Origin of the sequence: Mycobacterium sp. 20KCMC460, from assembly GCF_022179425.1 — a bacterium.
Lineage (GTDB): Bacteria > Actinomycetota > Actinomycetes > Mycobacteriales > Mycobacteriaceae > Mycobacterium > Mycobacterium kiyosense.
Genome location: NZ_AP025524.1, coordinates 4,614,678 through 4,627,820, shown reverse-complemented (window position 1 = coordinate 4,627,820; position 13,143 = coordinate 4,614,678). Strand labels below are relative to the sequence as shown.

General features: G+C 66.8%; 16 protein-coding genes. 12 read left to right on the top strand and 4 right to left on the bottom strand.

The features are described 5' to 3' along the window. Positions 1 to 35: 35 nt before the first annotated feature. The gene (locus MKCMC460_RS21350; protein WP_236976888.1) at positions 36 to 455 is read left to right on the top strand and encodes a hypothetical protein; all 420 of its coding nucleotides are present in this window, start codon (positions 36 to 38) and stop codon (positions 453 to 455) included. Positions 456 to 635: 180 nt separating this feature from the next. On the opposite strand, the gene MKCMC460_RS21345 is transcribed toward MKCMC460_RS21350, so the two are convergent. From MKCMC460_RS21345 to MKCMC460_RS21335, 3 genes are read right to left on the bottom strand one after another with little or no spacing between them, the layout of a single operon-like run. Then, positions 636 to 1,385 carry a hypothetical protein gene (locus MKCMC460_RS21345; RefSeq protein ID WP_236976886.1) on the bottom strand — a complete coding sequence of 250 codons (750 nt, stop codon included), beginning with the start codon at positions 1,383 to 1,385 and terminating at the stop codon, positions 636 to 638. Continuing rightward, on the bottom strand, positions 1,382 to 2,224 hold the full coding sequence (locus MKCMC460_RS21340) for a hypothetical protein (protein ID WP_236976884.1): 843 nt from the start codon (positions 2,222 to 2,224) through the stop codon (positions 1,382 to 1,384). The genes MKCMC460_RS21345 and MKCMC460_RS21340 overlap by 4 nt, the downstream gene beginning before the upstream one ends. A 14-nt stretch (positions 2,225 to 2,238) precedes the next feature. Next, entirely contained in the window at positions 2,239 to 2,883 is a 645-nt protein-coding gene (locus MKCMC460_RS21335; protein ID WP_236976883.1) for a TetR/AcrR family transcriptional regulator, read from the bottom strand. 105 nt (positions 2,884 to 2,988) lie between these two features. Between MKCMC460_RS21335 and MKCMC460_RS21330 the strand changes: the two genes are divergently transcribed. Then, positions 2,989 to 3,804, top strand: coding sequence for a DUF1295 domain-containing protein (locus MKCMC460_RS21330; RefSeq protein ID WP_236976882.1), 816 nt, complete (start codon positions 2,989 to 2,991; stop codon positions 3,802 to 3,804). An 8-nt stretch (positions 3,805 to 3,812) separates the two neighbouring features. Then, positions 3,813 to 5,207: an NAD(P)/FAD-dependent oxidoreductase gene (locus MKCMC460_RS21325; RefSeq protein ID WP_236976881.1), complete on the top strand. Its 1,395-nt coding sequence runs from the start codon at positions 3,813 to 3,815 to the stop codon at positions 5,205 to 5,207. A gap of 117 nt (positions 5,208 to 5,324) precedes the next feature. Here the strand turns inward: MKCMC460_RS21325 and MKCMC460_RS21320 are convergent, their stop codons facing one another. Continuing rightward, entirely contained in the window at positions 5,325 to 5,879 is a 555-nt protein-coding gene (locus tag MKCMC460_RS21320) for a VOC family protein (protein WP_236976880.1), read from the bottom strand. A 350-nt stretch (positions 5,880 to 6,229) separates the two neighbouring features. Here MKCMC460_RS21320 and MKCMC460_RS21315 point away from each other — a divergent pair, with 350 nt between their 5' ends. The 9 genes from MKCMC460_RS21315 to MKCMC460_RS21275 all read left to right on the top strand — a co-directional run bounded on the left by MKCMC460_RS21315 (position 6,230) and on the right by MKCMC460_RS21275 (position 12,865). Next, complete coding sequence (locus tag MKCMC460_RS21315) at positions 6,230 to 7,378, top strand: site-specific integrase (protein ID WP_236976879.1); 1,149 nt, start codon at positions 6,230 to 6,232, stop codon at positions 7,376 to 7,378. 145 nt (positions 7,379 to 7,523) lie between these two features. Next, on the top strand, positions 7,524 to 7,724 hold the full coding sequence (locus tag MKCMC460_RS21310; RefSeq protein ID WP_236976878.1) for a helix-turn-helix domain-containing protein: 201 nt from the start codon (positions 7,524 to 7,526) through the stop codon (positions 7,722 to 7,724). 94 nt (positions 7,725 to 7,818) lie between these two features. After that, positions 7,819 to 9,414, top strand: coding sequence for an AAA family ATPase (locus tag MKCMC460_RS21305; protein WP_238304773.1), 1,596 nt, complete (start codon positions 7,819 to 7,821; stop codon positions 9,412 to 9,414). Between the two features lie 193 nt (positions 9,415 to 9,607). Next, positions 9,608 to 9,964, top strand: coding sequence for a hypothetical protein (locus MKCMC460_RS21300; protein WP_236976875.1), 357 nt, complete (start codon positions 9,608 to 9,610; stop codon positions 9,962 to 9,964). After that, positions 9,961 to 10,473: a hypothetical protein gene (locus tag MKCMC460_RS21295; RefSeq protein WP_238304772.1), complete on the top strand. Its 513-nt coding sequence runs from the start codon at positions 9,961 to 9,963 to the stop codon at positions 10,471 to 10,473. The genes MKCMC460_RS21300 and MKCMC460_RS21295 overlap by 4 nt, the downstream gene beginning before the upstream one ends. Beyond that, a complete protein-coding gene (locus tag MKCMC460_RS21290) occupies positions 10,470 to 11,039 on the top strand; it encodes a hypothetical protein (RefSeq protein WP_236976873.1) in 570 nt (189 codons plus the stop codon). Before MKCMC460_RS21295 ends, MKCMC460_RS21290 begins: the two co-directional genes overlap by 4 nt. Continuing rightward, positions 11,036 to 11,341 (top strand): hypothetical protein, encoded by a 306-nt coding sequence (locus tag MKCMC460_RS21285; RefSeq protein ID WP_236976872.1) that lies wholly within the window; start codon positions 11,036 to 11,038, stop codon positions 11,339 to 11,341. The genes MKCMC460_RS21290 and MKCMC460_RS21285 overlap by 4 nt, the downstream gene beginning before the upstream one ends. A 5-nt stretch (positions 11,342 to 11,346) precedes the next feature. Beyond that, the gene (locus MKCMC460_RS21280; RefSeq protein WP_236976871.1) at positions 11,347 to 11,838 is read left to right on the top strand and encodes a hypothetical protein; all 492 of its coding nucleotides are present in this window, start codon (positions 11,347 to 11,349) and stop codon (positions 11,836 to 11,838) included. 172 nt (positions 11,839 to 12,010) lie between these two features. Continuing rightward, positions 12,011 to 12,865, top strand: coding sequence for a phage major capsid protein (locus MKCMC460_RS21275; protein WP_255730797.1), 855 nt, complete (start codon positions 12,011 to 12,013; stop codon positions 12,863 to 12,865). Positions 12,866 to 13,143: the final 278 nt, after the last annotated feature.

Sequence of the window (13,143 nt, the reverse complement as noted above, 5' to 3'; positions counted from 1 at the left end):
CTGTTCGTAGAAGCCAGTATTCACGGCAACAACGCGTGCGGCGTGCCAGCCGGATTCGCCAAGAAAACTCCAAGTCAGCTGCAATAGCTTCTGCCAATCAAGGCGGAATCCGCCGTCATCTCGATAGTGCAAACCAAGAGAAAGGCAACAAAATGATCAGTTCCAAGGTCGCTCGCGTCACCGTCGCGGGCAGCATCGTAGGCACAGCTGTTGCAGCCGCGATCTTCTCGGCGGGACCCGCCCTCGCCGACCTCGGCGTAAGAGCAGAAGCGATTCGCAATACCCCAATGTTGGATAGCAACTTTCAGTGGGCCGGCACGCTGTTCAAGGGGCAAGCAGTCGGCGTAGGCCGCGATTGCAATCTCAACTCCACCACCTTTTGCAAAGTCTATTCCGTACATTTGAAAACATCGGATCACGTCGGTTGGGTGCAAGGAAACGACCTGCGGACTTGAAATTGAGTTGGGCCGTGTCGGTACCCGTCGTCGCAGCGGCATACTCGAACGATCGTCCCGCACCGCCCAGCGCGCCGAACCTGAATCCGGTCAACGTGCGTGACATCGACGGGCGTCGTACCCGTGTTGACCTGTTGCTGATGCCCAGCGAGGCCGAGCTGGCCGATGCGGCTCGCTGCCTCAGCCGTCGGTCGTGATACTCACTGCGAGTTCATCTTCGATCCGGTGACTGGCCCGCAGCATCAGAGTCGACATCGAGGCGATCCAGACGAAGAATGAGATCACCACGATCCACCATGAAATGATGCCGTTCCACGCGACCGGTCCGGTGTGGGTGAACACAATCAATCCGCCGGCTGATACGCCCAGCGCCACCCACAAACACAGGTAGGCTGCCCAGCGCGGAATCAGCGGCTCCGCGCGCGGGTCGTGGAAGATGCAGATCGCAAGAACGATGAGTTGCACCATCACCGTTCCGACGACGCCCAGATACAGCAACCAGGCCTGGTCGTTGAGCATCTGCACCATCGCCGGTGTGCGTTCAGTCCGAAACAGCGCTGTCTGCCAAACCATTTGGGGAATGAGAAACTCCAGCGTCAGCACCGCGGCAGACAACGCCTGCACCCACACTAATGGGGAGTTGCCGACGATCATTCGGCATTGGTGCGTCAGAGCCGCGCCAAAGAAGGCGAGGAGTGGCGCGACAAAGGTGAGCAAGTACATCCCGATTCGGATGCGAATTCGGTCGTCGCTGAATATTTGAGCGATCTCGGCGGCACCGAGGTTTGGAGACGGCGGCGGTAGCCATCCCATGAAGATGAATACCGCACCGAACACGGGGACGAAGGCAAGGCCGGCCCACACGCAGAGGCGTTGGTGCTTCTCGCTCAGTGCCGACGTGCCGGCGATTTCCACTGTCGTGTTGGTCATGCGTGTACGTGATTGGGCTGGTCGGCAACGGAGGGTCGCGGTGGGTTGATTGGCCGTGGCGTTTTCAGGTCGGCCATCTTGGCGGCGGTGAGCACAGTCGCGAAGGTCAACGCCGCCGTCAGAAGAGCCGCGACATGCACCAATCCCATGTTTGGTCCGTTCTCCCAAGCTCCGTGCCGGATCGATAGGTAGATGAACCCGGTGCCAAAGGAGTCCGCCGCGAACGCAATTGGCACGACAAACATCAAGCCCAGCTGTGCCCAGCCACGCGCAATGGGTACCAGGCGGGCCAGCGCGATCGCCGCCAAGAACGGCGGTACCCCGTTGACGAACGCCACCCACACCGGATAGGTCCACACTACGAATGCCTGGTGGTCCTGATAGCCGTAGAGGTTGCAGATATTGATGTAGAAGATCTCCGCCGTCGCGGCCAGAGCGACCGACATCAGAAAGAACTTCACGATGTTTTTCTGCGGGATGCCCCGCGAGAACAGGCGAGTGAAGAAAATGGTCAGTCCGCCGTAGTACGAGATGTAGATGATCGGCAACCACACCGGCACGTGGACGCCGTAGGTCTGGAAGGCAGTGGTCTGCCCTGCGGTGTAAAACCAGAGGCCGTAGAGGTGATCGAACAGCGGCTCCTGGAAAGCCGTTACCGTGCCGCCGACGAGTACGAACAACGGCCACGTGATTCGCTCACGCATACAGAGCTTGATGACCAGCCCAATGACCACGACGGCGAGAACGCTGGTCGCGACGATCGCGACCATCTCCGCGGTGGCATTGACGGCCCGATCGTCACCGAAACTGGTTACCGGAATGGATCCGCGAGGGAACATTGTCGTCTCCTGGTTCAGACGGCGGGACGCGCGGCTGCGCGCAGTTGATGGACGAGAAGACTTGATTCGACGAGATCGAAGGCCCGGGCCGCGGTGATGTCGACGTCGTCACCCGTCGTCACCGCCACGTTCAGGGCCGCCCTCAACGCGGCCGTGACCATGGAGGCCAGCAGCTGACACTCCAGCCCGTCGCTGGAGCCGGAACCCAAGAAACGAGCAAAATGGACGACCAGCACTGCCTCCCATGACATGACGATCTCCTGGTATCGACGTCGTGGGATCGGGCCGCTCATCCAGAGTCGGGCGAAGCTCGCCTTCAGGTCGGGATCGAGTGATTCGGTGAAGCCGTGCAGGCCGCGGATGGCACCCGCACGTGCGGCAACCCACGGGTCGTCGCCGTCGTCGACCTGGGCGAGCTCATGTTCGAACGCAGTCAGGTATTCGTCGGCTCCCGGGAAGAGCAGGTCTTCTTTCGTTCCGAAGTGCCGGTGGAAGGTACTGCGCGAGCAATGCGAGGCCTCGACGATCTCGTCGAGAGACACCTCGTCGTAGCCGTGTCGGGCGAAGAGGTCCAGCGCGTTTCGCACGATGTTGGCGCGCAGCATCGCCTTCTTCCGATCGCGCCACGCGGACTGTTGCCGCTGAAATTCATGCTTCACGCGTCGCCTCCCGAAGAGTGATACTAGTCATGTTTGACACCTCGTGTCAAAAATGACACCGTTCCGAATGGAACGAAGTGCTATCACGGAAATGGGGAGGATTCAGTGCTGAATCTGACGACGGCCGAGGTGGAGGTCTTCCTCTTGGCTTCGGGTGTGACGATTGCGATCGTGACTGCGATCTGGGTGCTTGGCCTGATCAGGGGTGAGCATTCGGTCATGGACGGCTGGTACGGATTCGGCTTCGTCCTGCCCGCGGCGATTTGCTTCTGGTCTTCCGGCGGCGCGCATTCACAGACGGCCGCATTGCTGCTCCTGATGGTGGCACTGCACGGCTGCCGGCTCGGCTGGTACCTCGGCTCACGATGGCGCCGGTTCGTCACAACCCACGGTGGTGACCCACGCTACCTGCAGTGGCGCAAGGACTACGCCGACGGCTACTGGTGGAAGAGCTTCTTCCGAGTAATGGAGCCACAAGCCCTGGTGATCATTCTGGTCGGGCTGCCGTCGACCGCGGGGATCCTCGGTAACCGCGAGATCAACGGTCAGATCGGGATCCTGACCGCCGTCGGTCTAGCGGTGTTCGGGATCGGCTACTACTTCGAGACGGTCGCCGACGGCCAGCTTCAGTCGTTCCTCGCGCTGTCCACGCGCCCCCGCTACCTCAACACCGGCGTCTGGACATACTCGCGTCATCCGAACTATTTCGGCAACACGCTGGTCTGGTGGGGCATTTGGATTGTCGCCGTCGCAGGCAACCCCGACATCTGGTGGACCGTCGCCGGGCCCGCGGTCAACACCTTGATGCTGACCAAAGTGCTGGGCAGCGCCTACCAGGACAAGGTCATGGGTGATCGTCCCGAATACCAAGCCCTGATGGCCCGAACCCGGGCGTTCCTACCGCTACCGATAGCCCGCTGAGGAGCCTCATGACAGACACACATCCGCGCGCAGCCGTGGTCGGCGGTGGAATCGCCGGACTCACCGCGGCCCTTCGGCTCAAGCAGGCTGGTTGGCAGGTCGTCGTTCTCGAGGCCGCCGACCACGCCGGCGGACGAGTCGAGACGATCAAGGATCAGGGCTACATCGTCGACACCGGCGCCACCGCGATCGCGGCCCGCTACCCGATCTTTACCGCGCTCGCCGAGGAGTTGGGCTGCGAAATCGTTTCCACCGCACCGTATCTCGGAGTTGTCCGCGATGGCCGGATACACTCTCTCAAGCTCGACGATCTGGTGCGTTCGGGCCTGCGGACCAAACTCCTGTCGTGGCCGACGAAACTGCGGATGACGCGACTGGTGGCCGAGATCGTGACAGCGAAAGCCCGCGGCCGGCTCGACTACGACAACCTCAGCAAGGCAGCCATTCTCGACGACGAGACCGCTCAGTCGTACGTTCGGCGCGTCGCCGGCGCGGAGGCGGATCAGTTCTTTGCCGAGCCGGTTACCCGGGCACTATTGCTGGCCAACTCAGACCAGGTCAGCCGGGTCGAGCTGATGTCGGGTCTGATCAACGCAGTCGCCGGCACGCTCGGAACGACCATCGGCGGCCAAGCCGACATCATCAACCGCATGGTCGACAGGATTGGCGAGGTACGCACCTCGTCGCCCGTCGATCAGGTCGCTAAGACCGCAGCCGGCGTGCTGATCAGCTACCGCGACGCCTCCGGTGAACCCCGGGTCGAGGAATTCGATGCCGCGGTCGTCGCCACACCCCTGCCCGTGGCGGCCCGGATCTGTCCCGATCATCGGGCGCGACTGGAACTTTTCGCTGCAAAGCTGACCTTCACTCGAGGCATCAACGTGGCCATCGGGTCGACCCGGGCGCCCTCGGACCCTTCATTCCTGGTGCAGCTACCGCGTAGCGAGGACCGAAACATCGCCATGATCATCGTCGAGAACCGAAAGGCTCCGGATCGCGCGCCGGCGGGCCACGGGTTGTTCACGATCTCGTGGGAGATGTCTGCCGCGGCCGCGTGGTTCGACGCAACCGACGACGCGATCATCGAACGTTCGGTCGAAACTCTGCGTCGCCTCTTTCCCGACCTGGGCGAGATCGACTACACCTATGTTCGCCGCTGGCCGATCGCCCTTCCCCACACTCAGCAGGGCGTTTATCGCGCCATTGGCGATTTCGTGGCCGGCATCGACGAATCCGATCCCATCCAGTTCGCGGGTGACTACCTGTCCCAGACCGGGCAGAACACCGCGGTCGCCTGGGGTGAGCGCGCAGCCGCGAACTTGGCCATGCGCCGATCCATGGGACGGAGTCGAAGACTGCCCGCTGAGGCTACCAACGCCGATCCGGAAGGCATTGGTGCATAACGCGTTCGCTGAGACAAAATTCTGGCCGCAATCTGACGGGGTCCATGTCGTGTCGCCGACGGTGTCAGCCGTTGAACCCGAACTCGACCACGCCGCCGACCTCAGTCATCTCCCAGCCTATCGCCGTCTCGGTAGGCGACGCTTCGCCTGCCAGGCGAGGCCAGGCACGGTATTCGCCAGATCGCGGCGTTGTCTTGCGAACCCACGGAGCGCTCGGTAGTAGGCCGCGACCTGGCGGGGGCTCGGGATTCTGGGCACCCATGCCAGTTCCCAATGAATGCCGTTGACCGGATCATCAAAGAAGACGGCGTAATAGCCGGGATGGTACTGGGGATAGTCCCGTGGATCGTCGGTGACTTCAATTCCGCGTCCAACCAAGAACTCTCGGTGGAAAAGGTCCACCTCGGATCGACTCCGCGCCCACAACGCGATGTGATTGATCCCGACCGATTGATCTGCATGGACAAGCCGCGAGCCGGTGTCGGCGGGTTGGATACCGATGTAGCTGTGAGGGTTTAGGTACCGCGTCATGTAGTAGGTGGACTCATACTCCATGTCGAGTGTCGAGAAGCTGCTGAACCCCAACCAGCCGAACATCGCGTCGTAGAACTCGACGGACTCCTGGTAGTCCAGCACTGCAAACTCGACGTGACTCACTCCACGCGATCTCATCCGTCCCGCCTCTGCTGGTTACTCCACCCGTTTGGCCGAGCACTACCTCTTTGATTGTTGACCAGACGGTGCTTGGAACCGGAACTCGACAATTTCGTCGTCGGTCGTCACTTTCGCTCTCGCCATGGCCCAGAAGTAGTCCCGGCATTAGTGAAACCAGCAGTTAGAGGGTGCCCCCGGCAGGATTCGAAAACGCCGCCCGCGGTTTGCCCCGCACCGTCCGTGACTAGCGGAAAGTCGCGCTGACCAGCCGATACTGTAGACCCAGTCTACACCCATCGCGTTAGCTCTTATAAGCACAATAGAGCACACTGGTCGCACAGATGACGCACGGACCCGGAGGTAGCCAGGTGGCGAGAAAGAAGGCGAATGCGGCGCGGCGGAGCTGGGGCTCGATCCGGCAGCTGCCCAACAAGTCTGCCCGGTGGCAGGCCAGCTACGTCGGGCCCGACTGCGTGCGGCACTACGCGCCCCGCACCTACACCGCGAAGATGGACGCCGAAGGGTGGCTGGTCGACGAGCGCCGCCTCGTCGAGCTCAACGTGTGGACGCCGCCCGCGCGGCGCGAGGCCGAGCGGCTGGCCGGGTCGCTCACGGTGGCCGACTACGCGAGGACGTGGGTCGAGGAGCGGCCGCTCAAGCCGCGCACCAAGGCGGGCTACGAGTCGCTCCTGGAGCGCCGCGTCGAGGGCTCGCTGATCGGTGCGGTGCCGCTGCGCAACCTGACGCCCCAGGCGGTCCGCGCGTGGCACGCCGCGATGGATAAGGACAAGCCGACCGCCCGCGCCTACCAGATCCTCCACGCGGTGTGCGCGACCGCGGTCACCGACGGCCTGCTGCCCGCCAACCCGTGCAACATCACCAAGGCGATGGCGGCCGCCACCAAGCGGCAGGCGACGATTCTCGAGCCCGGCCAGGTCGCCGCGCTGGCCGACGCGATCGAGCCCAAGCGGCTGCGGGCCATGGTGCTGGTGATGGCCTGGTGCGCGCCGCGATGGGGCGAGGCGATCGAGCTGCGCCGCAAGGACGTGAGCGCAGACTGCTCGGTCCTCACCATTGCGCGGGGCGCCACCCACCGCAACGGCGAGTGCCACGTGGACACCCCGAAGTCGGGCAAGGGCCGCAAGGTCGTTGTACCGCCGCACATCCGGGACGACCTCAGGGCGCACCTGGACGAGAACGTCGCGAAAGGCCCTGACGCCCTTCTGTTCCCGGCTGCGATGGGCGGCTGCCACCTCAACGACCGGGTCTTCCGCGACTACTTCGTCGACGCGCAGGAGGCGATCGACGTCGAGGGCGTGCGCGTCCACGACCTGCGCCACTTCAGCGGCACCCAGGCCGCCCGCGTCGGCAACCTCGTCGAGACCATGGGGCGCCTCGGCCACTCGACAGTCCGCGCCTCGCTGATCTACCAGCAGATCGCCAGCGGCCGCGACGCCGAGGTGGCCGAGGCGCTGTCCGGGCTCGCGAACGGGGGCAACACGCCGCGAAGCGTGTAGAGGGGGTCTACGGGAACCGTTGCGCCCCTGGCGTTTCCGCACGCGGGAGAAACGCCGGGCCGACCAGCGCTTACGTCTGTTGGTGGTGCAGAAACGGCTCAACGGGCCGAGCGGCTGACCGACACTCGGCATAGCGTCCGTGCTCATGAAGAAGCAATCGCAATCCCGCGCACCGGAAATGGTCGGCGTCGACACCGCCGCCGAGTACCTCGACGTCCACCCGATCACCGTCCGGCGCTGGATCGCGCAGGGTCGCCTGCCCGCGCAGCGCGTCGGCCCGAGGCTGATCCGAATCCGCGTGGCCGACATCGAGAGGCTCACCGCCCCGGTAGGCGGCGCAGCGTAAGCCGAAACACGCACTCGTACAGCGTGATCCACCAGACCAGCAAGTAGGTCCGCAAGGGAGCCCGGCTAAGGAACCCCGCGAAGGAGCCCAGACCATGGGCGGCACCGAATATGGAGAGGCCCCCGGCGACCAGACCGGGGGCGACCCACCACTTAACGACCCGCGAAGGCCTGCAGAGCAGTCTATCGCCGACGAGGACGAGATCACCAGTGGCGTAACGGAACCCGACGACGATGACCCGGACCACGGCGGGCACTACCTGCGCGCCTGGGCCCGCAGGCACTTCCCCGAGCAGTTCCCGCCGCTGCCGCAGCGGCGGCCGCCGCTCACCGTGGTGAGGCCCGGCGCGGAGCCCGACCGGCTGCGCCGTTACGCGCTGGCGACGCTGGACAGCTGCGCCACTGAGGTCGCCGGGACGCCCGAGGGCGCCCGCAACGACACCCTGAACGCGGCGACGTACCGCGCCGCGAGGGTCGCGCTCGCCGCCGGCCTGGACTTGGCGATCGTGCGGGCCACGATGGAGGACGCTGGGGCGCGCTCGGGCCTAACCGGTCGCGGCGTCGGCGCAACCGTCGCGTCCGCGCTCGACGGCGCCGAGCAGGCCGGGCCGGCCGACCTCTCGCACGTCGGCGGCGAGACCTACGGCGACGCATACAGTTTCGAGCCCGACAGTTTGGAGCCCGACACTGGCGACCAGCAGGCACCGCTGTTCTCTCACGGCGGACCGTTCATCCTCGACGTCCCGAAGACGCCAGACGCGCTGTGGGGCGACGGAAACGACGTGCTCTGGGCACCCGGGGAGTCGCTGATGATCGCCGGGCCGATGGGTCTGGGAAAGACCACCGTCGCGGGCCTGCTCGTCCGCAACCAGCTCGGCCTGGGCGGCGGCACCCTCCTCGGGCTCCCTGTCAAGCCGCGCGGGGGCAAGATCCTGTACCTCGCGATGGACCGGCCGCAGCAGATCGCGCGGGCGATGGCACGGCAGTTCACCGAAGACGATCGCGCGGTACTCGACGACCGACTGCTGATCTGGCAGGGCCCGCCGCCCGCCGACGTGGCAAAGCGGCCCGAGCTGCTGACCCTGCTGGCGGAGACGGCCGACGCCTCAACGCTGTTCGTCGACTCCGTCAAGGACGCGGCGATCGGGCTCAGCGAGGACGAGGTCGGCGCGGGGTACAACCGAGCGCGGCAGATGCTACTGCGCGTCGGGGTGGAGCTGTGCGAGCTTCACCACACGACCAAGCGCGGCGCCAACGGAGGGCCGCCGACGACCGCGGCCGACGTCTACGGCTCGGCGTGGATCGCCAACGGCACCGGCTCGATCGTGATGCTCAGCGGCGCCCCCGGCGACCCGATCGTCGGGTTCCGCCATATCCGCCAACCGGCCAGTGAGGTCGGGCCGTTCCAGCTCCTGCACGACCAGGAGGCCGGGCAGATCGCCGTCCACCACGCGACCGACCTCGCGGCGCTCGTCGCCGCCAGCGGGCCCGACGGCATGACCGCACACGACGCCGCGATCGCCATGTTCGCGGTCGAGGGCAAGCCCACGCGGGCGCAGGAGGAGAAGGCTCGGCGCAAGCTCGACAAGCTCACCGACGCTGGCGTTCTGGCCCGCGTGGCCGGTATCGTCGGCGGCGGCGAAAAGCAGCCGACCACCTGGTTCCCGGCGAGCGGGGCGGTGACGCTGTGAGCATTCACGCCCCATTCACGTTTTTTGGAAAACCGCTGGCAGAGCATTCACGCGCCCAAAGCATTCACGGGGGCATTCACGCCATTCACGTTTCCGGCAAAACCGCTGGCAGAGCAATCACGTTGGCAATCACTGGCATTCACGCCCAGGGCATTCACGAAACCCACCGTGTACTTAGTACACGGGGATTCGGATGCCGCACCACAGACGGGTGGCCCGCGTGAGCCCCGTCGAGAGCATCTCATCGGTCCTGGGCGAGATCCCGCGGCTGGACCGCGCGAACTGCAAGGGCCGCGCCGATGTCTGGGACGAGGAGGACCCGACGTCCTGGCGCGTCCGCCAGGCGATGGCCGGGTGCCGGACCTGCCCGGCGCTGCGCGACTGCTCGGACTGGCTCGCGTCGCTGCCGAGGTCGCAGCGGCCGCCCGGCGTCGTGGCGGGCCGACTGAACCGCCGCCCCGAGCGGACGCCGCGCCCGGACCGCCCGAAACGACGCCCCAGGCGAGAGCTGGGCGACCAGGGGCCGAAAACCGCCGGGAGCACCGCATGAGGCCCAACGACGCCCTGTGGGGCGAGTTCGCGCGGCGGCTGGACTGGCCGACGACCTACTCGCACAGGCGGCGGTGGTTCACCGTCTACGGCGGCCGCCCGCTGCTGATGCGCGTCACGCTCGGGCTCACGGGCTCCTCCCTCGAGGCCCACGCGCCCGGCCTCGAGCGCGACGCCGCAGAGCGGGCCTGGGACGGGGACTTGTTGTTGGTCGGCGCCAACCCGCTGCCCGCCGTCAAGCGCTTGTGCACAGACGACCCCGCGGCCGGGCTGATCGGCGAGCACAACGGGTCCGGCTGGACGTGGTCCGCGGCGGCCTGGATGCGCTGCTGGACCTGCGGGCGGCTCGCCCTGCACTCGGACCTGGGCAGCCCGATCGCCCGGCCGTGCGGCCACGCGGAGGGCGAGTGGCACACAAGGGGCCGCGAGGTGGCGCGCATCGGCCGCGCCTGGGCCCAGGCCAGCTACGCCGTCGCCCGGCGGCGGACAGAGAGAAGGGAGACACCATGACAACCGAGGCACCGCCCACGGAGGCGATGGGCGCCGCGATGCTGGACATGCTCGCGGTGGCGCGCCACGCCTGCGGCGACGCCCCGCGCGCGAAGCGGGTCGCGGGGGCGGCGCTGGCCGCCGAGGGCCACGACCCGGCGCTGCTGCTGGCGGCGGCGGGCGGCTTGTCCTGGATGGCGGCCGCGCGTATCGGCAGCGACGACTGGGACGGCGACGCCGCGACGGCGGACTTCGTGCTCGGCGAGGCCCGGCGCGGGCTCATCTACGGCCTGCAGAGCGGCACGAGCACCCGCGCCGAGGCCGAGGTCGGCATGGCGGTCCTGCAGCTGGCCCAGCCGGGGAGCTCCTGGGCGCACCTGTACGACCTCGCCAGGCGACGGCTCGGGACCCACGGGCTGCTCGACGGGCTCGATGTCGTCACGGTCGCGGCCGAGCTGGTCGCGTTCCTGACCGCGCCGTTCGCCGACCAGGACGTCGGCGAGCGCCTCGACGGGATCACGACCCACATCATGGGCCAGCTCGCCGAGCTGGGCGACGAATCGCACACCGAGGAGGAAACACCATGAGCGACACCGACATCGGGCCGCAGAAGCCCCAGCCTGACCCCCGCGGCTGGCTGGCGTTCGACTGGCTGCCGGACGACCTACAGCGGTCTGAGGACAGCACGCAGGACTGCGACATCACGCGAGCCCGCGGCGACCACTGGGGCCAGTGGAGCAGACCGGCGACGCCGACCGAGCGAATCCTGCTGGAGCACCTCGGTTACGCGCTGCCCGCAGACCTCAGGACGCGAGTCCAGTTCCACACTGAGGGCGTCCGGCACCGGAGCTGGCCGCAGCTTAAAGATCAAGCGACACAGGGAGAGTGAGCACAATGACCGTCACCGACGACCACACCGCCGACAATGCCGGCACCGCAGACGACGACACCGCCGAGTGGGTCGAGGATACCGACACGGACGCCGAGCCCGGCGACGACGAGCACGACGCCGACGACGAGGGCGAGCAGCCCAAAAAGCCGGGTGTCCGACAGCGGCTCAAGGACGCCGAGGCCGAGCGCGACGAGCTGCGCTCGCAGCTGTCATGGTCGCGCCAGGTGGCCTTCATGGAGGCGTGCCGGGCCGCGGGCCTCGACGCCGACGTCGCGACTGCCAAGGGCGTGAGGGTCGAGGACCACCTCGACGAGCACGGCGCCGTCGACGCCGAAGGCCTGGCCACTGCGCTGGAAGGCGCGCGGTCCGAGGCCGGGGTTCCGCGCAGGCCCAGGCCGGTCCGCACCGCGGGCAGGGCAGGCGGGGTGCCGCCGGAGAAGCCCGCGACGTTCGGCGAGGTGCTGCGCGAGCACTCCAAGTACCTGCGCAGGTAGCGATAGAATCGGCGGGAAGGGCGACCGCAGCCGACGCGCCGCCCGCCCGCTGACCCCAGCGGAAAGTGGGGCACCCCTGAGGGGTCCGCCGACGCGGCGGCGAATCAGGTTCACCCGCAGGCGATCACGCCCGCGGTCGTTCCTATTCGCTACTCAGGGAAGGAGTTCCGTCGTGACTAACACGACAGTCAACTCGACCTCGATCCTCACGCCCGAGCAGGTGGGCGAACTCGTCATCAAGCCGCTGCTCGCGCAGAGCGTCGCCGCACAGGTCTCGACGGTCGTACGCACCGACAGCAACCAGTACCGCGTGCCGATCGTGGCCGCTGACCCCGACACCTCTTGGACGCCGGAGGGCACCGAGATCACCGCCGACGACCTCGACCTGGCCGAGCTGGTCATCACGCCGAAGAAGGTCGCGGGCCTGACCGTGGTCTCCAACGAGCTGCTGGCCGACTCGTCCGAGGACGCGGCGAAGCTCGTCGGCAGCCGACTGGTGAACAGCCTGCGCCGCAAGGTCGACGCCGCGTACTTCAGCGCGTCCACGCCCAACGGCCCGAGCGGCGTCCCGTCGCTGGTCGGCAACGGCGTGACCAACGGCTTCACCGGCACGGCTAACGCCTTCGGCTCGAACCTCGACGTGTTCGGCGACCTCGCCAGCCAGGTCGAGATCGCGGGCGGCAAGCTCACCGCGTGGGCGGTCAACCCGTTCTACGGCGCGCTGCTCGGCAAGATCAAGGAGGCCACCGGATCGAACAAGCCGCTGCTCGGGCCGGACCCGAGCCAGCAGTACCGCCGCGTCGTCGGCGGCGTGCCGGTGCTCCACACCCCGGACATCGCCAGCGCCGTCATGTGGGGCATCACGAAGGAGTACTCACTGTTCGTCCTGAGGCAGGACGCCGACGTGCAGGTGGACTCCTCGGCGTTCTTCACGAGCGACCGCACGGCGATCCGCTGCACGCTCCGCGTGGGCTTCGGCTTCCCGCACCCCGCGGCGATCGCGCAGCTGAGGCTCGCCACCTCGTAACCGAGCGACGGCCGGGCCGGGAGCCGGACGGGTTGAGCAGCCAGCCCGTGCCGGTCCGGCCGTGCCCCGGTCGGGGGCACCGGTATACCCCCCCGGCACGGCATACCGACCCACGGATGGCATTGAGGCTCTGATGTCGCCGGAGTCTGGGACTTTTCCGTCGGGCGCTCGGGCCGAGGACGACACAACCTCTGGAATCCGCGGCAGTGTCGTCGGGTCACACTACGATCACGGCAACAGACTGCGGTCTCAAGGAGAGGTATCGCTTTGGTTCTCGT